The sequence below is a fragment of the Bacteroidales bacterium genome, assembly GCA_026418905.1.
GTDB lineage: Bacteria > Bacteroidota > Bacteroidia > Bacteroidales > DTU049 > JAOAAK01.
The window spans coordinates 1-24471 of record JAOAAK010000018.1 but is presented as its reverse complement, the minus strand read 5'-3'; the positions used below and the strand labels follow the sequence as shown (position 1 = coordinate 24471).

General features: G+C 36.0%; 22 protein-coding genes. 21 read left to right on the top strand and 1 reads right to left on the bottom strand.

The genetic code is table 11. The features are described 5' to 3' along the window. Positions 1-45 precede the first annotated feature (45 nt). The 20 genes from N2Z72_03850 (at position 46) to N2Z72_03755 (ending at position 21862) form a co-directional block, all read left to right on the top strand. Positions 46-504, top strand: a complete 459-nt coding sequence (locus tag N2Z72_03850) for a hypothetical protein (protein MCX7696813.1) — start codon at positions 46-48, stop codon at positions 502-504. Beyond that, complete coding sequence (locus N2Z72_03845) at positions 465-1940, top strand: hypothetical protein (GenBank protein ID MCX7696812.1); 1476 nt, start codon at positions 465-467, stop codon at positions 1938-1940. Before N2Z72_03850 ends, N2Z72_03845 begins: the two co-directional genes overlap by 40 nt. Positions 1941-1942: 2 nt before the next feature. Continuing rightward, positions 1943-3388: a hypothetical protein gene (locus N2Z72_03840; protein MCX7696811.1), complete on the top strand. Its 1446-nt coding sequence runs from the start codon at positions 1943-1945 to the stop codon at positions 3386-3388. Between the two features lie 92 nt (positions 3389-3480). Further along, positions 3481-4116 (top strand): adenylyl-sulfate kinase, encoded by a 636-nt coding sequence (cysC, locus tag N2Z72_03835; GenBank protein MCX7696810.1) that lies wholly within the window; start codon positions 3481-3483, stop codon positions 4114-4116. Between the two features lie 10 nt (positions 4117-4126). Next, a complete protein-coding gene (gene cysD, locus N2Z72_03830; protein MCX7696809.1) occupies positions 4127-5029 on the top strand; it encodes a sulfate adenylyltransferase subunit CysD in 903 nt (300 codons plus the stop codon). Between the two features lie 10 nt (positions 5030-5039). Next, positions 5040-6317 (top strand): sulfate adenylyltransferase subunit CysN, encoded by a 1278-nt coding sequence (gene cysN, locus N2Z72_03825; protein MCX7696808.1) that lies wholly within the window; start codon positions 5040-5042, stop codon positions 6315-6317. A gap of 43 nt (positions 6318-6360) precedes the next feature. Further along, a complete protein-coding gene (locus N2Z72_03820) occupies positions 6361-8169 on the top strand; it encodes a hypothetical protein (protein MCX7696807.1) in 1809 nt (602 codons plus the stop codon). A gap of 99 nt (positions 8170-8268) precedes the next feature. Then, entirely contained in the window at positions 8269-9453 is a 1185-nt protein-coding gene (locus tag N2Z72_03815) for an aminopeptidase (protein MCX7696806.1), read from the top strand. After that, positions 9453-10985, top strand: a complete 1533-nt coding sequence (gene guaA, locus N2Z72_03810; protein MCX7696805.1) for a glutamine-hydrolyzing GMP synthase — start codon at positions 9453-9455, stop codon at positions 10983-10985. Before N2Z72_03815 ends, guaA begins: the two co-directional genes overlap by 1 nt. A gap of 19 nt (positions 10986-11004) precedes the next feature. Further along, positions 11005-12774 (top strand): LysM peptidoglycan-binding domain-containing protein, encoded by a 1770-nt coding sequence (locus N2Z72_03805; protein ID MCX7696804.1) that lies wholly within the window; start codon positions 11005-11007, stop codon positions 12772-12774. A gap of 2 nt (positions 12775-12776) precedes the next feature. After that, positions 12777-13769: a glycosyltransferase family 2 protein gene (locus tag N2Z72_03800; GenBank protein MCX7696803.1), complete on the top strand. Its 993-nt coding sequence runs from the start codon at positions 12777-12779 to the stop codon at positions 13767-13769. A gap of 18 nt (positions 13770-13787) precedes the next feature. Next, positions 13788-14294 carry a 2-amino-4-hydroxy-6-hydroxymethyldihydropteridine diphosphokinase gene (folK, locus tag N2Z72_03795; GenBank protein MCX7696802.1) on the top strand — a complete coding sequence of 169 codons (507 nt, stop codon included), beginning with the start codon at positions 13788-13790 and terminating at the stop codon, positions 14292-14294. 2 nt (positions 14295-14296) lie between these two features. Further along, positions 14297-14932, top strand: a complete 636-nt coding sequence (locus tag N2Z72_03790) for a deoxynucleoside kinase (GenBank protein ID MCX7696801.1) — start codon at positions 14297-14299, stop codon at positions 14930-14932. Continuing rightward, positions 14898-15899: a M28 family peptidase gene (locus N2Z72_03785; GenBank protein ID MCX7696800.1), complete on the top strand. Its 1002-nt coding sequence runs from the start codon at positions 14898-14900 to the stop codon at positions 15897-15899. The genes N2Z72_03790 and N2Z72_03785 overlap by 35 nt, the downstream gene beginning before the upstream one ends. A 39-nt stretch (positions 15900-15938) precedes the next feature. Then, positions 15939-17960: an OmpA family protein gene (locus tag N2Z72_03780; GenBank protein ID MCX7696799.1), complete on the top strand. Its 2022-nt coding sequence runs from the start codon at positions 15939-15941 to the stop codon at positions 17958-17960. Positions 17961-18009: 49 nt separating this feature from the next. Next, positions 18010-18549 carry a hypoxanthine phosphoribosyltransferase gene (gene hpt / locus N2Z72_03775; protein ID MCX7696798.1) on the top strand — a complete coding sequence of 180 codons (540 nt, stop codon included), beginning with the start codon at positions 18010-18012 and terminating at the stop codon, positions 18547-18549. Beyond that, positions 18546-19715 carry an adenylate kinase gene (locus N2Z72_03770; GenBank protein MCX7696797.1) on the top strand — a complete coding sequence of 390 codons (1170 nt, stop codon included), beginning with the start codon at positions 18546-18548 and terminating at the stop codon, positions 19713-19715. The genes hpt and N2Z72_03770 overlap by 4 nt, the downstream gene beginning before the upstream one ends. Then, positions 19715-20314: an adenylate kinase gene (locus N2Z72_03765; GenBank protein MCX7696796.1), complete on the top strand. Its 600-nt coding sequence runs from the start codon at positions 19715-19717 to the stop codon at positions 20312-20314. Before N2Z72_03770 ends, N2Z72_03765 begins: the two co-directional genes overlap by 1 nt. Next, positions 20292-21281 (top strand): GTPase ObgE, encoded by a 990-nt coding sequence (obgE, locus tag N2Z72_03760; protein MCX7696795.1) that lies wholly within the window; start codon positions 20292-20294, stop codon positions 21279-21281. The genes N2Z72_03765 and obgE overlap by 23 nt, the downstream gene beginning before the upstream one ends. Before the next feature lie 2 nt (positions 21282-21283). Beyond that, positions 21284-21862 carry a phosphatase PAP2 family protein gene (locus N2Z72_03755; GenBank protein MCX7696794.1) on the top strand — a complete coding sequence of 193 codons (579 nt, stop codon included), beginning with the start codon at positions 21284-21286 and terminating at the stop codon, positions 21860-21862. A gap of 42 nt (positions 21863-21904) precedes the next feature. Here N2Z72_03755 and N2Z72_03750 read toward each other — a convergent pair whose 3' ends face one another. After that, positions 21905-23848: an Omp28-related outer membrane protein gene (locus N2Z72_03750; GenBank protein ID MCX7696793.1), complete on the bottom strand. Its 1944-nt coding sequence runs from the start codon at positions 23846-23848 to the stop codon at positions 21905-21907. 68 nt (positions 23849-23916) lie between these two features. Between N2Z72_03750 and N2Z72_03745 the strand changes: the two genes are divergently transcribed. Then, positions 23917-24471, top strand: a 555-nt coding sequence (locus N2Z72_03745; protein MCX7696792.1) for a hypothetical protein, incomplete at its 3' end; no start/stop codon positions are given.

The window sequence follows — 24471 nt, the reverse complement described above, 5'->3', positions numbered from 1 at the left end:
GTTAGATTTTTACTTTAATTTTGAAAATAATTACGGTCTATTTAAATGAGGAGAAAGATAAAATTTTGGCTTTTTTTTCTGTTACTGATCGCTATTTTATTTGCTTGTTGGAACAATATTAGTAACCCCAAAAAAAGAGGAACTCCTGCATATGTTGCTTATCAATTTCTGACAAATATGCAACAATTGAATTTTGAAGGAGCTGCAGCTTATGGAACGGAAAATACGAAGACTGCATTGAGACTTATGCGAACACTTGTTTACATGCTTCCAGAAGACAAGAGAACCAATATCGTAGCTGGACAAGTAAAAATAGTTCGCTGCGAAATTAGCAAAACCAATCGTAGTCGGGCCACATGTTTCTACACTGTCAATCAAGGGGAGGTCAAATCTCTTGATATGGTGTACGACGGAGGGAAATGGTTAGTCGATTTTAAAAAGGAAACACCTACATCACCCGAACAATGGCTAAAAATAAAAGTGGATTCCACTCGAAGAAAGTAGTTTTCGTTGGTGCCATTTTACTAGAATGGCTTATTATTACTTCCCAATCCATGGCATGGAAGATTTCTGAATTTGACGATATAAAAGTTGAAAATTCATTTCATGAGTTCGATAGTTTACTCATCATCAGGCATAAAACAAGCTGGATTAAAAGAAAACTTTTTTTGGAACATTTTATTACATATGTTGATACAAATTTGATTTTCTTCGTTGATCCTGTTTTTGATTTGCGTTTGAGTTTTGATAAGAAGGGTAGTTATTATCAAAATACGAGAGGAGCTAAGCTGTTTGCTAACTATGATGATAAGATACTTGTTCAATCTGAATTTTATGAAACTCAAGCGACTTTTCCAATTTTTATCAAAAATTGGCTCGATTCTGTAAAAGTTATTCCAGGTGCAGTTCAATATAAACCGTTTAAGGAAAATGGATATGATTTTGGAGTAGCATATAGTCGATGTCTGGTTCGTCTTCGTAAAGACATTTCGTTTTATGTAGCTTACGACAAGATGGATTTGTCTCCTGGATATTATAATTTGTGGTTAAATTCTACGTCCATGCCTTATCCTCAGGTAGGAATCATTACCCGTTATAGACGTTGGCATTGGCATTATGGGGTGGGAACACTATACAATCCCGATTTTAGTGGAGCCATGTCAGTTCCTGTGTACACAGGTAGAAACGCTTTTCAAAAAAAATGGTTTTCTTATAATCACATACGTTTTTCACCGTTCTCGTTGATGGATATGTTTTTGTTTGAAAGTATAGTTTTGCCGCCCCATGAATTGAGTTCTAAAGGTTTGAAATACGTTTACTTATTACCTTCGCCTTGGGTTAGGCAGTTGCTGGCAAGTGATTCGATGTATGGTAAATTGACAGGATTTGGATGGCAATTGAAATTCTCCCATTATAGATTGTATAATTCATATTTATTTACTCAAGAGGGTAGAGGAGTTGTAGTGCAGGTAGGTGGAAGTTTTTCATTTCGAGATAAAGGTAAAACAGCAATTCATACGTCGATCGAGTATACTCAAGCCAACGGGCTTGCTTATACTTCAGCTCATAAGTGGACAAGCTGGCATCACATGGATTTTCCACTAGGTCATCCATTAGGAAGAAGATTTAAACAGCTGACCCTGTCTGGTTATATTTTGTATGGGCGTTGGAGTCTTATACTAGAAGGAAATGGAGTTCAACAGAACATGCGTGAACGTTCATTTCTCATTGCTATGGGTGATTCAGTAAATGACCAAACGGAAAGAACCTTGAGCATAAAATTCAAATTAAACTATATGCTCAACCCTGCGTCAGGAATTTCGGTTTTTATTTTACCATGGTGGTATGGGCATCAACAGAATGGTACTTTTGATGGTATAATCTGGCTTCAAATTGGCATCAATAGCAATATGCGTCCATACTGGTTTAATTTTTGGTAATTATGAAGTTTATTTTGGTTTGGGTAAGTATCCTCTGTACTTTTCTTTTGCAAGGACAACTCTTTCAAAAAAATGATTTTTCCTTGTCAGATAGTCTTGATTTATCAGTAAAACAAAGCACGAGAGATACATTCAAAGTCAACTTGGGCGAATCTTTTCTCTTTCGTCCTAATCGTGTAAGATATCAGATGGCATCAGGTATAAGTTACTCCAAGCAATTAGGTAAGCTTAATTTTAATCTCGAGCCGTACATTTTGTACGAATATCCTCGAACGAGGCCGTATTACATTCATTCAGATTATCCGTTAGGTGGAGGCATGGTAATAGGAGGAAAGGAAAAAATTTATTTCCGGCCATTGTTTCAGTTTAATGTAACTTTTTTACGGTATTTTTTTTCGGGTTTGTGTTACGGGCATAGGCATTACGGAGATGGTTACAGATCATTTCTTCCTTCTCGTCAATCACCTTTATATCCATGGGCTAACTTAGGAGTGCGTTTGAGGAATTTATTGTTCGATTTTTCTTTGGCTTATTGGCAACAAAACTTGTGGGACACGCTTAGGCACAAATTTACGGTGATCCAATATGTTCGGTGGAGGCCATGGAAGTGGCTAAGTTTGGGTTTTTACGAGTCAGCCACGTGGTCTGTATCCAAATTAAGGAACATGGGAGCGATCGAACTAACATATCTTCAACCATTTGCCTTCCTCAGACCTATCGATTATTCAATGGGGTCACCAGCTAATATGTTCATGGCGGGACTCCTTCAGTTTAGATGGAAAAGCTATTCTTTTTACATGCAGGTGGTATTGGATGAATTTTATATATCTGAATACAAAAATGAGCTAAGATATTTGTTTCACCCCAATGATACCACCATTCATACAGGGGCATGGGTAAATAAGCAAGCTTTACAGATGGGAATGAAATCGTTTTCTTTATTCGGAATGAAGGGGTTAGGTTTGTTAATGGAAGTCAATATAGCTCGACCATATACATACAGCCATTCATTTCCAGAATTGAGTTTTTCGCATCAAAATCAACCTGTTGCTCATCCATTGGGTGCGAATTTTTTCGAAGCTATTTCCTGGCTTGGTTATGCTTGGCGAAAGAACGCTTGGGTATCTGGTATTTCGCTCGTTAGGATTGGCTTAGATGCTTCAAATACTCATGTTGGCCAGAATATACTTCAGCCTACCAGTGATGGTTGGCTTGGTTATAACATTCCAGTTTCTTATTATGGAAACCATATTGCTCAAGGAAATCATGCAAAAGTTTTGACATTTGCTACCTACTGGATGAGAAAAATTAGTCTAAAGAACTATCCTTTTAGGTTTTATGTTGGGGTTTGCAATAAACACAGTGATTTTCTTTATGGTAAAAATAAGATGTTTATTGTAATGGGTTTTTTACATCATATGTCTGTACCAGATTTTCTGAATTGGTGAGCTCAGTTATTTACAGCATTGCAAGTTGGCCCAGAAGACAAGGAAGATCATGAATACATCTTTCTTCATCTTTTTCTAATTTTGCAAAAAAAGTGAAGTTATTTTTTCGAAGGACTAAAATTGAAAAATACGAAAATCCTCTTCTTTGGACGGATTTTAATGCTTTTATTCGCCGTAACCGACGACGCTTTCTAGTAAAACAACGTCCAATTGCCATTTGGTTTACGGGTCTTCCCAGTAGCGGAAAAACTACACTGGTCGAAAACTTGAATAAAATTATTTTAAGAAAGGGTTATTTCACTAAAGTATTTGATGGTGATGTTGTTCGAAAAGGTTTAAACAATGATTTGGGTTTTACACTGGAGGATAGAAAAGAAAACATACGGCGAATTGCGGAAGTTACTAAAATGTTTCTGGATTCGGGTTTAGTTGTTTTGTGTGCCTTTATTACCCCAACGGAAGAAATGAGGCAATTGGCCAAATCGATCATTGGGCCTGACCGCTTTATTGAAGTTTATGTGAATTGTCCGATCGAAATTTGCGAAATGCGAGATGTAAAGGAATTGTATAAAAAATATAGATTAGGCTTGATTAAGGATTTAACGGGTATGGATTCACCGTATGAACCACCGGTAAAACCAGACATTGAAGTACGGACAGATCTTTGGAACATCAAAAAATGTACTCGTTATTTAATGGAAAGAATATTACCTCGCATAAAATTTTAATGAAAGTTGTATGAGATATATTTTGAATCATCTGCAAGAGCTAGAAGCTGAAGCCATTTATGTTATGCGTGAGGTGGCTGCTCAATTTGAAAATCCGGGATTGCTTTTTTCGGGTGGGAAAGATTCCATCGTGATGGCTCATCTTGCTAAGAAAGCATTTTGGCCGGCTAAAATACCATTTACTTTTGTGCATATAGATACAGGCCATAATTTCCCTGAAACTATTGAATTTAGAGATAACTTAATAAAAAAGCTGGGTGTTAAGCTCATAGTGGGAAGTGTTGAAGAAACAATTAGAGAAGGAAAGGCAGTAGATGAAACCGGTCCAGGAGCCACACGGAATTACATTCAAACGATTACCTTACTCGACACCATTGAAAAGTACAAATTTGATGCTTTGTTAGGTGGTGCAAGAAGGGATGAAGAAAAGGCACGTGCAAAGGAACGTTTTTTTAGTCATCGCGACATATTCGGTCAATGGGATCCAAAAAATCAACGCCCTGAACTTTGGAATTTATTTAACACTCGTAAAAAGCCTGGCGAACATTTCAGAGTCTTCCCCCTTTCGAATTGGACAGAACTCGATGTATGGATGTACATTCACCGTGAAAATATCGAAATTCCGTCTCTTTATTTCAGTCACGAACGAGATGTTTTTTATCGTGATGGTGTTTGGCTGGCGTATGCATCTTTTATGGCACTAAAACCTAATGAAAAAATAGAAAAAAAACGTGTTCGTTGTCGTACCATCGGAGATATGACCTGTACTGGAGTTGTACTTTCCGAAGCTAATACGTTAGAAGATATCATCCTTGAAGTAGCAACTTCTCGCGTGACTGAACGTGGTAACAGAGCAGATGATAAGCGTTCCGAAACTGCCATGGAAGATAGAAAACGAGAAGGTTATTTTTAATTCATAATGTATGGAAAACAAATTCAATCCTGACCAATATTATCGCATGGAGCTATTGCGTTTCACAACAGCTGGTAGTGTCGATGATGGGAAAAGCACGTTGATAGGTCGTCTGCTTTACGATTCCAAAGCTATTTTCGAGGATCAGTATCTTGCAGTCAAACAAGCCAGCGAACGACGCGGCGAAGAATATGTCAATTTAGCTTTGTTACTAGATGGCCTAAGGGCAGAACGTGAGCAAGGAATTACCATAGATGTGGCCTATCGCTATTTTTCCACTCCACGAAGAAAATTCATCATTGCTGATACTCCTGGACACATACAATATACACGGAACATGGTTACAGGAGCTTCGACTGCTAATTTAGCACTCATCCTTGTTGATGCTCGCAAAGGCATTCTTGAGCAAACCAAGCGTCATGCTTTTATAGCTTCTTTGCTTAAAATTCCTCATATTGTTTTATGCGTTAACAAAATGGATCTTGTGGATTATAGCAAGGATGTTTTTGAACAAATTATTGAGGATTTCAAGAATTTTAGTTCAAAGCTTGAAGTTTCCGACATTCGCTATGTGCCCATTTCAGCTTTGCATGGTGATAATATTGTGGAAAGATCGAAGAATATGCCGTGGTATGAAGGACCAACTTTAATGTACTTGCTTGAAACTATTCATATTGCATCTGATCAAGATCTAGTGAATTGTCGCTTTCCAGTTCAGTACGTAATAAGACCTTTTTCTAATGAATATCATGATTATCGTGGTTATGCTGGAAGAGTAGCTGGCGGTATTTTTAAACCTGGTGATACGGTTATGGCTTTACCTTCAGGCTTCTCGACTCGTATCAAAGCCATTGAAACATACGACGGATCGGTGCAAGAGGCCTTTCCACCCATGAGTGTCACAATTTTACTTGAGGATGAACTTGATATAAGCAGAGGCGATATGTTGGTGCGCGAAAACAACGTCCCCACCATCGGACAAGATTTTGATGTGATGCTTGTTTGGTTTAATGAAAAACCTCTTCGCTCGAATGGAAAATATGTTTTGTTTCATACTACTCGCCAGATGAGATGCATGATTAGGGATATAAAATACAAGGTAGATATCAATACACTTCACAGGAATCTGGAAGATAAAAACATTGGTTTGAATGAAGTTGCCCGAGTTTCCATCCGAACCACACAACCTTTGTTTTATGATAAATATCGCATTAATCGAAATACAGGAAGCATTATACTCGTAGACGAACTGACAAATGAAACTGTTGGTGCTGGCATGATTATTTAATTCGTGGTCAAATAAAGAATTATTTTTGTTCCAAACTGATTTTATGAAAAAGTTTTACGTTCTCATTTGTTTCATTACCATCGCTGATTATTTACATTCACAGAAATTAATTACTTGCATTGAGAAATATCCTTCAGGACAAATCAGAATGAAATATCAAATGACATCTGATAGTATACGTCATGGGAAATATGAGTATTTTTATGAAACTGGTGTTCTTAAAGCGGAAGGACAATACCAGTTTGGAAAAGAATCAGGCATTTGGAAATTCTATTACCCTTCCGGAATGCTATATAAGATAGAAGCAAAAGAAAACGGAGAAGTTATAGCTTATTATACTTATCCATCTCAGATCGAATTTAAAGGTTACGTGAAAAACGGGAAAATGGATGGAATGTGGGAATATTTTTATGAAAATGGAAAAGCTCAGGCTGTACAATTTTACTTGGAAGGAGAAAAAGTAGGCGAATGGAATTACTGGTACCCTAATGGGAGACTCTGGAAAAAAATTAGCATGGAAAACGGACCAGTTGAAATCTACGACACTGCTGGTGTTAAAATTGAAGAGTGGACAGTTAAAAATGGAAAACGTAATGGCTTGTATGTTCAGTATGACAAACTTGGTAATAAAATAGAAGAGGCTAACTACCTTAACGACACTTTGCATGGTGTTTATAAAATTTTTCACAGTAGTGGGCAGGTGGCCATTATCGGTCAATATGAGAAAGGTAAGAAAATAGGAACATGGAAATATTTCTACGAATCAGGGAAACCATGGAAAGAAATTTCCATGGAAAATGGACCTTGTGTTTCGTGGTACGAAAATGGTCAAGTGGCAGAAAAATATACCCACGTGAACGGAAAAAAGAATGGCCTTTACGAAGCTTTCTACAGCAATGGTAAGCTAAAGGAACGTACTTTTTATATCGAAGGAATGAGAGAAGGGAAAAGCCAAGAATGGTATCGGGAAGGACAGAAACGTTTCGAGGGAGTTTACCATTTGGATTCCTTACACGGATGGGCTACGTGGTGGTATGAGAATGGAAAAGTGGAAATGGAAGGAAAGATGAAAATGGATAAGCATGATAGTTTATGGCGTTTTTATCATCCCACTGGTAAATTGGGTAGCATAGGTTATTTTAAAAATGGATTGCTGGATGGAAAATGGACGTACTATTATGAAACAGGTGAAAAATGGAGAGAAGGGAATTATGTGATGGGAAAACGAGAGGGGGTTTGGACAGCATGGTATGAAACAGGCGAAAAGCAACGTGAAGGAAGTTTCGTAAACGATCGAGAAGAAGGGCATTGGCAGAGCTGGTACAGAAACGGAAAAATTGAAAACGATGGTTATTTTAAAAATGGCCAAATGGATGGACCATGGAAAGGCTATTACCCTGATGGAAAATTAAAATATGAGACTAATTATAAACAAGGTTTGAGAAATGGTTTTGATAAGTTTTATCTTCCTGATGGAAGTTTATTGTATGAAAGGAATTATAAGGATGGAGTAAAACATGGATATTGTGTTGAATATGGAGAAACAGGCAAGCCTGTCGAAGAAGGCTTTTATGAAAATGGCCTTAAAACAGGCAAGTGGAAGTTTTACGATAAATACGGTGCACTTTTACGCGAGCAAATGTTTAAGGAAGGGAGACCTGATGGTAAAATTATTGAATATTATCCCAATGGCAATATATGCTTTACTGGTTATTATCAGGATGTGAGGAAGGTGGGTCAATGGGTGTATTATGATGATCAGGGAAAAATTATCAGAAAAATCATGTTTGATAGCAATGGAAAGAAAATCAAAGAATGGTTTGCTCAACCACAAGAAGAAAACCAGAAATAGTTTATACTATTTTTTTACTATTAAGCTTGTAATCATATAGAAAACGTTTTCTTTCCAAGCAGGTTTCAAGTAGATTTTTCTATTTTTGCAAAAAAACTTATGAAAAAGTGTTTATTTTCTTTGTTGGTTATTTTGACCCACACGTTGATAGGTCTTTCTCAAGGTAAAGATTCTGTTTATGTTATTAAAGACGAAAAAGTTTTGGCTCATACTTCCATCAAGGATCAGTATAAATCTGGAACATGTTGGAGCTTTTCAGGCCTTTCCTTTGTTGAATCGGAGATTTTGAGAGTTGGAAAAGGAGAATATAATCTGTCGGAAGCTTTTATCATACGATTCGCATATCTTGAAAAAGCTATTCGGTATGTCCGATTTCAAGGCAAAGTTAATTTTGGTGCTGGTGGTGCTTTTCACGATGTCATTTTTATTATTAAAAAATATGGAATTGTTCCAGAAGAAATTTATCCCGGTCTTAATTACGGGACGGATAAATTTGATCATAGAGAATTGGATGAAGTGCTCAAAGCATATGTTGAGGCAATTGTGAAAAATCCGGGGCAACAACTATCCACAGCCTGGATTAACGGATTCAATGGTATATTAGATGCTTATTTTGGAAAAGTTCCTCAGGAATTTGAATACAAAGGGAAAAAATATACTCCACAGTCTTTTGCAGCAAGCTTGGGGTTGAATTGGGATGATTACGTGGAAATCACCTCTTTTACTCATCATCCTTATTATACCAGCTTTGTGTTTGAGCTGCCAGATAATTGGCTACATGATATAGTTTACAATGTTTCGTTGAATGATTTAGCAACAATTATTGACAACGCCTTGCAGAAAGGATATACCGTTGCATGGGCAAGCGATGTTTCTGAAAAAAGTTTTAGCTGGAAAAATGGATTGGCCATTTTACCAGATGAAAAACGTGAGGATCTCACTGGCTCTGAGCGCGAGAGATGGGAAAAACTTAGCGAGGAAGAAAAAAGAAAGCAACTGTATAGTTTTGAAACATACATTCCTGAAATGAAACCTTCAGTTGAATTACGTCAGAAATGGTTCGATAACTACCAAACCACAGATGATCATGGCATGCATATTGTAGGTATAGCTAAAGATGAACGTGGTAACGTGTATTACAAAGTGAAAAATAGTTGGGCTGAAACAGGTAAGTACAAAGGTTATCTTTATGCTTCACGTACGTTTGTTCTTATGAAAACTACAGATATCATGGTTCATAAAGATGTCATCCCAACTGATATTAGGAAAAAACTGAAATTGTAATGGATGCTATTTTGATTCTAGACTTTGGAAGCCAGTACACTCAACTCATAGCTCGGATTGTTAGGGAACATCGTGTATATTGTGAGATTTTTCCGTGGAATGTCGATTATGATGAGTTTAGATCTAGGTACAATATCAAAGGAATTATTTTAAGCGGAAGTCCATATTCGGTGAATGATTCTGAGGCTCCAATAATTAGACTAGAAAGCTTAATTCCAAGTGTACCCATATTGGGGATTTGTTATGGAGCACAGATGATGGCTTATTTACTAGGTGGTAAAATAAAAGCAAGTGAAAAGAGGGAATATGGCCGGGCACGGCTTGCTACATTTTCTTATGATCATCCACTTTTTGATGGAATAGAGCCTGGAACACAGGTATGGATGAGTCACAGTGATACCATTGTTGAACTACCTCCAGAAGCTCGCTTGCTTAGTAGTACAGAATCTATACGTGTAGCTGCTTATGAAGTCCCATCCCGTCGTATTTATGGTGTTCAGTTTCATCCAGAGGTTTATCATACTTCCCAAGGCAAAACCTTTATCCATAATTTTCTCAACATTTGTCAATGCAAGAGAGATTGGACTCCTGCTTCTTTTATTGAAGATGCCATTCAAAAGATCCGTCAACAAACCAATGGGAAACATGCTGTTATGGCCCTATCTGGTGGGGTAGATAGTTCAGTGGTTGCTGCACTGGTTACTAGAGCCATTGGGGACCGCTTGCATTCCATCTTTGTTAATAATGGTCTATTGAGAAAGAACGAGTTTGATAGTGTTCTTAATACTTATCATTCGCTAGGTATTAACGTCAAGGGCGTAGATGCCTGTCATGAATTTTTATCGGCTCTTCATGGGATAACCGATCCCGAACAAAAACGCAAAATCATTGGTCGTATTTTCTATGAAGTTTTTGAGAGGGAAGCTAAACAGCTCAAAGATGTTGATTTTCTCGTGCAAGGTACTATTTATCCTGATGTGATCGAAAGTGTATCGGTGGCAGGCCCTTCTCAAACTATCAAAAGTCATCACAACGTTGGAGGCTTGCCATCTAGGATAAATCTTAAACTTATTGAACCGGTTCGTTATCTTTTTAAGGATGAAGTTAGAAAAGTAGGAAAAGAACTTGGATTGCCTGATGGTATTTTGAATCGACATCCCTTTCCAGGGCCTGGATTAGCAATCCGTATAATTGGTGAAGTAACCAAAGAGAGAATCGAGCTTTTACAAGAAGCTGATGCTATTTTTATAGATGAACTTAAAAAAGAAGAATTGTACGATCAAGTTTGGCAGGCTTTCGCCGTACTTTTACCTGTTCAGACTGTTGGAGTGATGGGTGACGAGAGAACTTACGAATCAGTTATTGCTTTGCGTGCAGTTACATCAAGGGATGGTATGACAGCAGATTGGGCTCGTTTACCCAACGAATTTCTTGCTAGAGTTTCTACAAGGATTGTCAATGAAATAAAAGGGATTAATCGAGTTGTATACGACATCACTTCAAAACCACCCTCCACCATCGAATGGGAATAAAATTGAAAAATTATTTTTCATGAATAAAAAATTCTCATGTTTATTTTTTTTATTAGTTATTTGTCATCTAATACAGGCACAGGGAGTTGTATCCATGTCAGATACACTTTTTTTTGCTGCTGGGAAACTTTTCTACAAACATATCGTTCAGAAAAAGCAAACCCTTTACAGCATATCCAAAAGTTATGGAGTAAAAATAGACGATATTTTAAGAACAAATAATTTACAGAACAAAGATATCAAAGAGGGTCAAAATCTTCTCATACCTGCCGTAATATCGCCTCCAAAGGGTTCTGTTTTAATTGCTGGAGATAACATTTATTTAGTCGATTACTACACTGTAAAAAAAGGTGATACATATTACAAGATTGCAAAACAGCATAATATTTCAGTTCAATTTCTTGAAGCTCTTAATCCAGATGTCAGCGAAAATGCTCTTAAAGATGGGCAAGTACTTTTAACTCCTAGATATGTCAAATCGACAAAGCAAACTGAAAAAGCTCAGCAACAAAATGAAGTTATTTTTCACGAGGTTTCTCAAGGAGAAACGTTGTTTTCTATCGCTAGAAAATACCAGACAACAGTTGATGAAATTAAAAAATTAAATCCTGAGATTGATGCTCAAATCAGGATTGGGCAAAAGATAAAAGTACCCTTAGGAAATCAAAAAACAACACAAACACAAGATAAGTGTAAATGTACAAAAGTTCATCATCCAGTAAAGTTTAAAATCACCATTTTACTTCCGCTTCCTTCTAAACCTTTCTCTTATCCTATTCCAAAAGAAAACGAGGATTGGGAAAAACCGGCTGAATTTGAGTATGTTGAATTTTATCAAGGATTTAGACTTGCTTTGGATTCTTTTTCATCTTTTGATAACTCGTGTACGATTAAGGTCTTAACATTAGGTAATGATACTCTCAATTTACTAGAAATTTTGAAAGAAAAATCTGTTGACAAGTCAGATCTTGTCATTTCCTTATTGAATCATGAGCAAAATGATAAGATTTTAGAAAACGATTACTTGAAAAACACTTTTTTTGTGGTTTGTCATGTTGATCGTAATGAAACATTAGCGGAAAACAATTCTCACTTGATTCAATTCTTGACACCCATAAATCTCCAATTTGAAGCTCTTTTATCCTATCTTGATAGCAATCACAACCAGTCAAATATTATTTTTGCGTATAAAGGAGATGAAAATATTGTCGAAATAGGAAAATTATTTCAAGAACTTGCTCAACAGAGCTTGATCCCTATTACTACTGTGAATTTGAATCAGATGCACAATTCTGCAGTTTTTTCTAAGTTAAACTCTCAAAAAGAGAATGTGGTTATACTGATGGCTAACAACGAATTTTTTGTGAAAGAATTTTTGAGGCAAATGTTTGAATCTTATAACAAATATCAGATTGTAGTCTTTGGCTTACCTACATGGCTGGATTTTGAGTTTGTTGAATTTGATATTATGGAAAAATTCAATATTCATTTTTTCAGTTCTCAGTTTATAGATTACAATCAATATGAAGTAAATTCTTTTGTTAAGAAATTTCAGGATATGTTCGGTGCGGATCCTGGCAGAAAAGCTTTTTTAGGTTATGACATGGCTATATTTTTTACGAAAATCATGAAAGAATACGGCGAATGCTACTTTGATTGTATGGATAAGATAAATGAGTCGAAACTTTTGTCGACATCTTTTAATTTTATTCGTGTAGGCAAGGGAGGATGGGTCAACTCCAGTGTACAATTTTATGAAATGAAAAATTTTTATCTCTGGAAAAAATAACCATGCAAATTGCAGTTGTGTTGCTTAACTATAATGGTGCCAAATGGCTGAAGAAATTTTTGCCTGTTGTCATAGAAAGATCTAAAAATGCATGTATTTATGTTATAGATAACGGCAGTCAAGATGAAAGCCTAACATATCTGGGTAGCTTTGCTGAGATCGAAGTCATTGAACTAGATAGAAACTATGGTTATGCCGGAGGTTACAATCGTGGATTGAAAAAGGTTAAAGAGGAACTTGCTGTATTACTCAACACAGATATTGAACCAGCTGAAAATTGGTTACAGCCATTGATAAAATTTATGAATGGCCATCCTGATTATGCTGCATGTCAACCTAAAATACTTTCATATGAGCGAAAAAGTTACTTTGAATATGCTGGGGCTGCTGGTGGCATGTTGGATCGTTACGGAATTCCTTTTTGTCGGGGTCGGATTTTTTCGACGGTAGAAGAAGACAGAGGACAATATGATCAATACGTGGATATTTTCTGGGCTTCAGGGGCTGCGTTGTGTATTAGAGTAAAAGATTTTTTTGAGGTTGGAGCATTTGATGAGCGTTTTGTTGCACATCAAGAAGAAATTGACCTATGCTGGAGATTTTGGCTTCGAGGGAAAAAAGTAGGATTTATACCTGATAGCATAGTCTATCATGTAGGGGGAGGAACTCTTCCATACAACTCGCCGAGAAAAGTTTACCTCAATATTAGAAATAATTTGTTAATGCTTTCCAAAAATTTACCTCAGCGAGAACAAAAAAAAATTTTTTTCATCAAATGGTGCATTGACATGCTTATTTTTTTGATGTATGTTTTTCAGGGCAAGTTCGTTCACGCAACACAGATTATTAAAGCAAGAAAAGATGCAAGAAAGATGAAAAAATTTTCTTTATCCTATCTTAATTCTGAACATTATCCTGACATGGTTTTTCGAAAATCAGTATTGTGGCTATATTTCATTAAAAGAAAAAAGTTTTTTTATCAAATGACTGATTAAAAAGCATTAATTTTGAACATGAAAAAATATCATGATGTAATTTTATCAATTGGCTCCAACATCGAACCTAACGTCAACATACCTAATTCTTGGCAATCTATCAGTAAATTTGTTGGAAGAATTAAAAGGTGTAGTCGACTATATATTACTGAACCTTGGGGATATGATTCTCGAAGGGCTTTTGTCAATTATTGTTGTCGAACGATGACAACCCTATCACCGATTGAATTATTATATGTAATTAAAAAAATTGAACAAAAATCTGGTAGAAACTCCTTAAAGTGTGGTGTTTATGACGATCGGGAATTGGATATTGACATTCTTTTTTACGATGATATGATATATTTATCAAGAAATCTTATTATTCCTCATCCATACATTCACTTACGTAAATTTGTGTTGCTTCCACTGCATGAAATTGCTCCACAATTCATTCACCCTGTTTTTAGAAAAACAATTCGGGAACTACTTGCCATGTGCCCAGATACTCATGTTGTTAAAGAATCAGAGATATTAAGCTTGTGAATATGATTTATACTTACATAACTATTGAAGGGGGAATTGGAGCTGGAAAAACTACATTGGCGAAAAAATTTGCTCATCAACTTAATGCTCGACTTATTTTAGAAGAATTTGAGGACAATCCTTTCTTGGCCAAATTTTATGCTGATCCTGAAAGGTTCGCTTTTCCGTTAGAATTGTCTTTTTTAGCCAATCGTTACAAACAGTTGCAAAGAATATTGCTTCGTCCCGATATGTTTAAACCATCTGTGGTAGCAGACTATAGTTTTTATAAGTCACTTGTTTTTGCTGAAAATACACTTCCTTCTGATGAGCTAAAAGTATTTAGGCAGTTTTTTTTCATACTTTCACAACAGGTACCTCAACCTTCTTTGATCATTTATCTTTATACTACACCTTCGAGACTGAAGCAACAAATTTTGCAACGTGGAAGAGTATTCGAACAAAACATTTCTGAATCGTATCTTGAATCCATACAGCAAGGTTATCTGTCTCTTTTAAAACAAATTCAAAATATTCCAATTTTAGTAATTGACATGAAGGGAATAGATTTTGTAAAAAATGAAAAAGACTATCAATTTTTATATTCTTTAATTGAAATTCCCCATGAGAAAGGTCTTAAGTGGATTTCATATCCTTAGTGGCGTGATTTTATTTCTTTTTGTTTTTTTAACGACTTATTCACAAGTTGAAGTTACACTAGACAGTAATGTTTATAGGGATATTGTAAGGCATTTATCAGTGCTGGCTCACGATAGTCTTCGAGGCCGAAGTCCTGGAACCATCTATGAGAGAAAAGCGGCTAATTATATTATACGTGAACTTGAAGCGATGAATATACCCCCTCTTCCCGGCACAGATCGATACTTACAATTGTTTAACATTAATGATTCTATATCATCTGCCAACGTAATTGCATACCTTGATAATAAGGCTAAATATACGGTAATTATAGGCGCTCATTATGATCACATCGGTTTTGTAGGAAAAGATTCTCTTTTCGAAATCATGAATGGTGCTGATGATAATGCTTCTGGTTGTGCTCTTGTTCTAACACTTGCTCGAACTATTAAAGAACGAAATTTATCAAATTACAATTACTTGTTTGCTTTTTGGGGAGCAGAAGAATTAGGATTGTTGGGCTCAAATCATTTTTGTGAGATAAACATCTATCCTTTTGATCGGATATCTTTTTATCTCAATTTCGATATGGTGGGAAGACTCAACTGGGATTCCAGTTATTCTTTTCTTATTTTCGGCACGTCTACATCTAGATATTGGGATACTATGGATTTGAAAACTGTCATTTTCAACGAGAAAAAATATGTTATAACTAAATATGGTGCCGCCTTGGATGTTTCTGATCATGCCTGTTTTTATCAACGCCATATTCCTTTTTTATATTTCACTACAGGATTGCCACCCGTGTATCATACAACACGTGATAAGATCGATTTAATTAATTTTAATGGGATTGCATATTTACATAACTATGTGTTTAACTTACTTCAGTCTATGGATGGAAGGAAGGTTTCTTTTCGAAAATATCCTGCTAGAGAAGAATTGAGAGCTTGGGAATATTTTATTAAAGAGTTTTTAAAACATTAAAGAATCAATTATATCTTTGTTTTAAAACTGTGGTTTTCCATGAAAAGGTTGTTTCTTTTGATGGTGTTGTTATGTTTCGAACTCATGATTCTTCTGGCTCAAAAAGATGAATGTGGTAAATTATCAAAAAAATATAGAAAGCAATTTGAGGAGGCCGTTTCATATTTCAACATGGCTATGAGTTACAGAATCAAGCAACCCGACCGAGCTGATAAACTTTTTGATGAGGCTCAACGCCAGTTTAAGGAACTTCTAATAGACAATTCAGATTATGCTAAATTGTATTTTTATCTTGGTTGTATCGATGTTTTCAAAACATTTTCCAATTTAAATTCCGCTGAAAAAAACTTTAAAAAATCTATAGAGTTGTGTCCGGAAGCAATGTCAGAAAGTTATTTTCATTTAAGTAAGATATATTTAGGTCAAGGTAAGTTTGAGGAGTCACTCAAGAATATTCAAGAATTCATAAAGCTTGAACAGGAAACTCATCGTGATAGCTTGCTCGAAGAAGCTCGAAAAGTTGAGCAGCATTGCAAGTTAGCTATTAACCTCTTAAAAAATCCTGTACCCTTTTCACCGAAAGTTGTACCCAATCTTAGCACACCATCTGATGAATACCTTTTTATCATTTCACCGGACAATGAATGGGCTTTTTTTACACGAGTTTATAAGGAAAAAAAGGTGTTAGCATGGGGTGAAGAGATTGAAGAAAGAGAAAAGTTTTGTTACAGCCGTCGCAGAGGTGACTCTAAAATAGAATGGACAGAGCCTGATTTTGAGGTGGGTGAAGCCTTGCCTGAACCGTTTAACAAAGCACAAAATGAGGGGGGAGCAACCATTACACTTGACAACAAAACCATGGTTTTTACCATTTGCACATATGACAAAGTAAAAAAGAAATCGAATTGTGATCTATATGAGGTCAATAAGAGTGGCAGTTTTTGGGATAATTTAAGACCTCTAGAGGAGATCAACACACCTGACTTTTGGGAAAGTCAACCTTCGATTTCAGCAGATGGAAATACGTTGTTTTTCGTTTCAGATAGACCAGGAGGATATGGGGGCTACGATATTTATATCTCTCATAGAAAAGAAGATGGCAAATGGAGCAAACCTGTCAATGCAGGTAGTAATATCAATACTTCTGCGAATGAGAAAAGCCCTTTTATTCATTCCGATAGCCAGACACTTTATTTTAGCTCACAGGGATGGCCTGGTTTAGGGGGTTATGATATTTTTTATTCTAGACTTAAACCCGATGGTTCGTGGGAGACTCCTCGTAACATAGGATATCCTATCAATACTCGCGAAGATGATGCGGGTTTTTTCGTTAGTTTCGATGGCAAATATGGTTTTTTTGTTTCCAACAACCAAAAAGAAGGAGTGGGTGGCTGGGATTTATATTATTTTCCATTACCAGAAAGCGTCAAACCACAGAAAATCAGTATGCTTAAAGGCGAAGTACAAAAGCAAAATTCTGAAAAAGATTTTTCTAACACAAAAGTTGAAATTCGTAACCTGGAAAATAAGGAAATTAAACAGATACCTGTCGATATTGAAACCGGTCAATATGTCGCCATTCTTCCTATTAACAGTAAATTTGTAGTAACGGTCAAAGAACCAGAATATGTGTATGAAAGTTTTTATGTAAGTACTGTTGAAAATGAAGCTCCACAAAAAATAGATTTACAAGCAGAGTTGAAGCCCATAGAAGTGGGTATGCATTATACCATCAACAACATTTACTTTAAATATAATTCGTTTGAGTTGACTGATGATTCTAAAAAAGTTCTTGACGAATTTGTAGCTTTTTTAAATGAAAATCCCACCATCAAGATTGAAATTCAAGGTCATACTGATAATATTGGAACAGAAGAATTTAACAAGACTTTGTCTGAAAATAGAGCTAAAGCAGTTTATGAGTATTTGATTGAAAATGGAATTTCTTCAAATCGTCTGAGCTATAAAGGTTATGGTTTTTCGAAACCAATAGCAGATAATAACACTGAAGAAGGTAGAGCTCGTAACAGAAGAACGGAATTCGTTATTCTTGCCAAATAGTTTTAGATTCAGTTCAATTGTTATATATTTGTTTTTTAATTGCAAAATCATGCAAGTTGTACGAATTGAAAATTTGATATTTGAAGAATTTATCTCATACGAAGCCATTCTTCACAAAATTAAAGAAATGGCTCAACAATTAAATCATGATTATACCGGAAAAAACCCACTATTTGTTATTGTCTTAAAAGGAGCATTTTTTTTCGGATCTGAATTGGTCAGGTATTTTGAAGGTGAATGTGAAGTAGAATTTATCCAATTGTCCAGCTACCAGGGAACACGTTCAACAGAAAATATTCAAGAAAAATTATTTATAGAAAAAGATTTAAGAAACAAAGATTTAATCATAGTTGAGGATATTGTTGACACGGGTCATACTCTCAATTATTTGCTGCAAAGGTTCTTAGAAATGGGGGTCCATTCAATACGTGTAGCTGCATTGCTTTTTAAACCTGATGCTTTTCTCTACGACTTCAAATTGGATTATGTTGGGTTTTCAATTCCTTCCGATTTTGTTGTAGGATTTGGATTAGATTATAATGAAAAAGGAAGAAACTTACGTGGAATTTTTAAATTAATGAAGTCATGATTAATATTGCATTATTTGGCCCTCCAGGCGCAGGTAAGGGAACGCAGTCCCGCAAAATTCTTGAGAAGTACAATCTCACATATGTTAGTACGGGAGATATGCTTCGTGAAGAAATGACTGCCAACACCCTTATTGGCCAAAAAGTAAAATCCATCATCGAACGCGGCGAATTGGTTTCCGATGACATCATTGTTCAACTTTTGGAAAACAAAATCGATACTAATCTTGAAACCAATGGTTTTTTGTTTGATGGTTTTCCTCGTACGGTAGTACAAGCTTACATTTTAGAAGGCTTGCTCATGCGTATGAATACCACTTTAAATTGTATGATTTCTCTATCCGTACCACGGGAAATGCTTATCGAGCGTATGCTCGAACGTGCTCGTAAAGAAGGACGATCGGACGATAAAATGGACGTGATACTTCATCGTTTGGATGAATATGAAAAAAAGACTACACCAGTGGCTGATTTTTATCAGGGGATGGGAAAGTTTTATGAATTAAATGGAGTTGGGTCTATCGATGAAGTTTTTTCTCGCATTGAAAGCGTAATTCAAAAAGTTCTAGAAAATGTGTGGGTCAATATCATCTTGTTTGGTCCACCCGGTGCAGGGAAAGGGACTCAAGCTAAGAAACTTGCCCAGGAATTTAATCTTGTGTATATTTCGACCGGAGAACTCATGCGGGAGGAAATGCAACAAGATACTCCAATCGGAAGAGCTGTTAAACCTTATATCGAACGAGGTGATATTGTTCCAGATGAATATGCTATTCGTTTAATCGAAAGAAAGATTCAAAAACATCCAGGAGCTAAGGGTTTCATATTTAAAGGTTTTCCTCTTACCATTTCACAAGCTTATATTTTGGATGGCTTTTTACAAAAACTTGGTAGTAAGGTGTCTTGTGTCATTGAGTTTCAATCACCAACGTTGTTAAACATTAAACGTCTTACTGCACGGTCAAAAACTCCTAATGCTCGAATTTACGATATGTCAACGGAAATTATTATTCACCGTATGGAAGAATTTGAAGAGAGAACTTCCGTCCTCAGAGAATATTACCAAAAGCGTAATTTGCTTAAAACCGTCGACGCAAGCAGAAGTGAAGAAGAAGTCTTTGAAGATTTGAGAGTTATGATTAACAAAACATTTAAGAATCTTAAGTGATGTTTAATTTAGTTTTGTTAGGTCCTCCAGGATGTGGTAAAGGGACTCAGGCACAAATTATTAAAGAGCATTTTCATTTTATTCATTTATCTACTGGTGATCTTATTCGCGAAGAAATACGAAAAGGTACAGTAGCGGGCCAAAAATTTCTCAAATTTACCCAACAGGGCCTTCTCGTTCCGGATGATATGATATTAAAGGAAGTTTGGAAATTTGCTCGAAAGCATGAAAAAGTAAGAGGAATTATTTTTGATGGGTTTCCTCGAACTCTCTATCAAGCTATAATGTTAGATAAAGTATTTCAGAAAAAAGGGTACCAGATACATCTCGTATTGGCCATTGATGTACCTGAAGAAGTTTTGATTCAACGCATACTTAAGAGAGCTCAGGTATCAGGACGAGAAGATGACAATGAATTTGTAGCGAAGAATCGACTGTTAGTGTATTATTCACATACGCAACCAGTTATTGATTATTATCGAAAAAAGAATATTTTAAAAGAAATAGATGGAAACAAGACTATCGAAGAGGTTTTTGCTGAAATAAGCAGTCATATTCAGGAGGAACTAGAGGAGTATGAGCGAAAGCAATTTCATTGATTACATACGTATTTATTGCCGCAGTGGTAAAGGGGGAGCGGGAGCGGTTCATTTTATCAGGACACGAAAAAATCCACGCGGAGGACCCGATGGAGGTGATGGTGGAAGAGGAGGTCACGTAATTGTCCGTGGTAATGCACAACTATGGACTCTTTTTCATCTTCGATATACCAAACATATCATTGCTGGGGATGGTGAGTCAGGGTCTGGCGCAAGAAAAGCAGGTGCTAGTGGAGAGGATAAAGTCATTGAAGTTCCCGTTGGTACGGTAGTTAAAAAAGCAGAAACCAATGAATTAGTTGGTGAAATTAATAAAGATGGTGAAGAATTTATTTTGTTGCCAGGAGGTAGAGGTGGTAAAGGAAATGATTTTTTTAAAAGTCCTGTTTTACGAACTCCACGTTTTGCCCAGCCTGGTGAAGAAGGACAAGAAGGTTGGTTTGTTTTCGAACTCAAATTACTTGCTGATGTAGGGTTGGTAGGGTTTCCTAATGCAGGTAAATCTACTTTGCTTTCTGTACTTTCAGCTGCAAAACCTAAGATCGCTGACTATCCTTTTACGACTCTTGTTCCTCAGCTAGGTGTAGTACCTTATCGCGATTATTTTTCGTTTGTGATGGCCGACATACCTGGTATTATAGAAGGAGCTCATGAAGGAAAGGGCTTGGGTCTTCGTTTTCTTCGCCATATTGAAAGAAATAGTATTTTGCTTTTTCTCATCCCGGCAGATCTTGAAAATCCGATTCATCATTACCATGTTTTGTTAAACGAACTTGACTTGTATAATCCATCTCTATTATTAAAAAAAAGACTAATTGCTGTTTCAAAAGCGGATTTGCTGGATAATTTCAAGAGAAGAAAGTGGCAGTTGGAATTATCTGAATTTAATCCGGTGTTTATTTCTAGTCGTACTGGAGAAGGTTTGATGCAGCTGAAAGATACTTTGTGGAAACTCTTAAATGAATAAATATGCTTCAATGGCTAGAATATGTAGACATAACTTTATTTTTATGGATTAATCGTTATCATACTTCGTGGGCTGATGTCTTCTTCTGGTATGTAAGCAATAAATATGTATGGATTCCTTTTTATATGTTTTTTATTTGGTTGATATTTAAAAAATATCCTCGACACGGTTGGATTATCTTATTAGGGGGTATTTTCCTTATTACTGTAACCGATCAAGCATCCGTTCATTTGTTTAAAAACGTTTTTCAGCGCTATAGGCCATGTCACAACTTGAATTTAAAAGAACATATTCACCTGGTCAATAATAAATGTGGAGGATTATATGGCTTTATTTCATCACATGCAGCTAATAGCACAGCATTTGCAACATATGTTTTTTTATGGTTAATGAGACAAATTCGAAGAAAGAAAATTTTTTTCTTTACCTTGTTGTTATATGTTTTCCTCATCGGATATAGTCGCATATATCTTGGCCAACATTATCCTTTTGATGTAATTGGAGGAATGACTGTTGGTGCTATCGTTGCAATATTCTTTTATTACCTAACGAAGAAAAAACTAATTCCTTTAGTTAAATAAGCTAGCTAAAAACTCTATATAGTTAGTTATAGAAAACAAAGTTTAACGTTGAATCACAAAAGTTTTAGTTGTGAAATTCTGGCTAGAGATTAAGTTTATAAAATAAACTCCTTCGGGTAGTTCTTTGACTGGAATAGATATGGTAGATGCACTGATAAAATAAGTGTTATCAAAAATTACATTCCCCGTTACAGAGTAAATCTGTATTCTTATATTTTCGTTGGTGATGTTATCAAATTGAATTGAAAGATTATCTGAAGTAGGATTAGGATATAAAGCAACTTGGATGTTACCTAATTCGAAAATAGAAACGTTTTCAGAGACATTGATGTTATCGACAAACAAATTATTGCCATAGCCGCTGACTGCTCTAAAACGAATGAGCACATTAGACTGCCCGGCATAATTGGAAAGATTGATAAATTCATCTCTCCAGTCAGAGGTGGCTGGACTGGTATATGCATTAGTATATGGTGAAGAGTTAGTGGCAAGATTTGGATCTTGTTTAAACCATACGGTAGTCCATGAGTTTCCACAATCGGTAGATACTTCCACGTAAAGTTTGTCGATATATTCCGAACTATACATTCTATGAGCTAACTTAAAAGCCAAACCAACTTGTTGTAAATTAGAAAAGTTAAAAGAAGGGAGGTATAAATTGTTTTCTTTTCCTTCTTCAATGTAATAAAATTCAACTAAGGCAGATCCACCACCAGCAGATGAACGTTTCCATGGCCTGCCACATTGATTCACATCTTCAATACTCATATTGACTGGTGGAAAAGTTGTACTGGAAAAATTTTGGGTATAGGGGGGTGTTAGTTGCTGGAAGAACCGTGTTACTTTGATTTCATACTCGTTGTTGAAAGTTCGTCCGTCGATTCCACCATTGGGATTATTTACCTTTACGTAAATAGGATTATAACCATTAGCCGCTTGAAAACCAGGTAAATCAAGTATATGAGTTTGATTAGGTGGTATTGTATCGTTGTAAAGAATTGTGTTTTGAGAAAAATTTCTGATTCCGTATTCAATTTCGTAGAAATATATGGTATCAGTTCCTTCGTTCTTAATACGAAATTTCGGATTTAATGTGCTTTCGCATGCAAGGCTAGATACGTTGGTTATTCCAATGATGGAGGCATCTAATGGTGGAGAGGGAACTTTTTTACCAGTTCCAGTCAATATTTCTTGTTTTCCTTCGGAAACAAATGCAACTACCTTTAAGTTGCCAAGATCCACAGGAATGGAATGATATGCAGTTGGAACTATATAAGTGATAGTAGTATCCCAGAAAGTACCTGCGGTTGTTTGAGGTATTGTCCAGCCCCATTGACCGGTAAGGAAGGTTCGAAGCATGTGCATATGGTAATATTGTCCATCAGGTGTGACATAAGAAGGATTTAAGCTTGAGCCAGCTTGAGGTCCTTTTACGTAGTCTTGCAAAATTGCAATATTTAATTTGTTGGTTGAGCTATCAGCGTTACCTGTGTAATAAACTTCTACCAACAAAGTTAATTCTCGAGTTTGGTAATTCAGCGAAACGTCAATGGCTATGTTAACAGGAGAGGGCATAGCTAGAATCTGATTAGTACAATTTGTCCAGTTTCCACGACTCTGGGCTGTTTTTCCAGGGGTCATAGGAGTTGGACTGGTAAATACATGACGATTAATTGTGCCTGCTGGATATCCTGTTAAACCGGATTGATTTGCCAGTGCATCTCCAAAAGGTGTACGATAATCGGGTTCCCCACTCGATGGAGCAGCATATGTTCCCTGATGAATGTTGATAGCGAAAACCCTTCCTGGATTGTTCGCCATTAATTGATTAGCTATTTTATGCCCATCTGGACAATAAGGACAGTGGATCCCAGTAAACTCTTCAAGAATAACGTTTTTATTGGAAGGTTGAGTACTGACAATTGTTTGAGCTTTGAGGTTCAAACAAAAAAAAGATAGAATTACAACTACAATAAAATTTCTCATATGTTTCTCGTTTTCATTTCAAAGATAATATACATTTTTAAATAAATAAATATATTTGAAAAAAAATGATGAAAAATTTATTCACTAGCATAGGAATATTTATTAGTTTGGCTTTGCTTGCTCAGCAAAGTCTTTCTTTGTCTTACGCTGGAGGGCTCTTAAATCCGAACGATACAATAGTAGTCTATGGTGATTCAGGCTTATATACGACTATTGTAATTCATATTTATGTCACTAACCAAACCAATCAGAATCTTCCTGTTAAAGTTAAAAAAGCAGAAATTCAAATAGTACCTGGAAGTGAAAACACTTTTTGCTGGGGGCAGTGTTACATACCGACCGTATATGTTTCTCCCGATGCTATTACAATCCCGGCTCACACTACTGACGATCATAGTTTCTGGGGGGAATACAAACCGATGGGTCATTTGGGTGTAAGCACTATACGATATACGTTTTTTGTAAGTGATAATCCATCTGATTCTGTGGCTGTTTACGTAAAATACATAGCTACCCCTGTGGGCATAAATGAAATCGCGAAAAACAAGCCTATTTTATATCTCAATGACACAGGGCAATGGCTATATATTTCCCACGAGACTCAGATGGAGAGCTTAATTTTT

Coding starts and splice junctions, on each gene's coding strand:
- N2Z72_03805 (MCX7696804.1), top strand. CDS start 11,005: ATGAATAAAAAATTCTCATGTTTATTTTTTTTATTAGTTATTTGTCAT.
- N2Z72_03800 (MCX7696803.1), top strand. CDS start 12,777: ATGCAAATTGCAGTTGTGTTGCTTAACTATAATGGTGCCAAATGGCTG.
- N2Z72_03840 (MCX7696811.1), top strand. CDS start 1,943: ATGAAGTTTATTTTGGTTTGGGTAAGTATCCTCTGTACTTTTCTTTTG.
- N2Z72_03850 (MCX7696813.1), top strand. CDS start 46: ATGAGGAGAAAGATAAAATTTTGGCTTTTTTTTCTGTTACTGATCGCT.
- obgE (MCX7696795.1), top strand. CDS start 20,292: ATGAGCGAAAGCAATTTCATTGATTACATACGTATTTATTGCCGCAGT.
- folK (MCX7696802.1), top strand. CDS start 13,788: ATGAAAAAATATCATGATGTAATTTTATCAATTGGCTCCAACATCGAA.
- cysD (MCX7696809.1), top strand. CDS start 4,127: ATGAGATATATTTTGAATCATCTGCAAGAGCTAGAAGCTGAAGCCATT.
- N2Z72_03845 (MCX7696812.1), top strand. CDS start 465: ATGGCTAAAAATAAAAGTGGATTCCACTCGAAGAAAGTAGTTTTCGTT.
- N2Z72_03750 (MCX7696793.1), bottom strand. CDS start 23,848: ATGAGAAATTTTATTGTAGTTGTAATTCTATCTTTTTTTTGTTTGAAC.
- N2Z72_03780 (MCX7696799.1), top strand. CDS start 15,939: ATGAAAAGGTTGTTTCTTTTGATGGTGTTGTTATGTTTCGAACTCATG.
- N2Z72_03755 (MCX7696794.1), top strand. CDS start 21,284: ATGCTTCAATGGCTAGAATATGTAGACATAACTTTATTTTTATGGATT.
- N2Z72_03770 (MCX7696797.1), top strand. CDS start 18,546: ATGATTAATATTGCATTATTTGGCCCTCCAGGCGCAGGTAAGGGAACG.
- N2Z72_03790 (MCX7696801.1), top strand. CDS start 14,297: ATGATTTATACTTACATAACTATTGAAGGGGGAATTGGAGCTGGAAAA.
- N2Z72_03820 (MCX7696807.1), top strand. CDS start 6,361: ATGAAAAAGTTTTACGTTCTCATTTGTTTCATTACCATCGCTGATTAT.
- N2Z72_03765 (MCX7696796.1), top strand. CDS start 19,715: ATGTTTAATTTAGTTTTGTTAGGTCCTCCAGGATGTGGTAAAGGGACT.
- N2Z72_03785 (MCX7696800.1), top strand. CDS start 14,898: ATGAGAAAGGTCTTAAGTGGATTTCATATCCTTAGTGGCGTGATTTTA.
- hpt (MCX7696798.1), top strand. CDS start 18,010: ATGCAAGTTGTACGAATTGAAAATTTGATATTTGAAGAATTTATCTCA.
- guaA (MCX7696805.1), top strand. CDS start 9,453: ATGGATGCTATTTTGATTCTAGACTTTGGAAGCCAGTACACTCAACTC.
- cysN (MCX7696808.1), top strand. CDS start 5,040: ATGGAAAACAAATTCAATCCTGACCAATATTATCGCATGGAGCTATTG.
- N2Z72_03815 (MCX7696806.1), top strand. CDS start 8,269: ATGAAAAAGTGTTTATTTTCTTTGTTGGTTATTTTGACCCACACGTTG.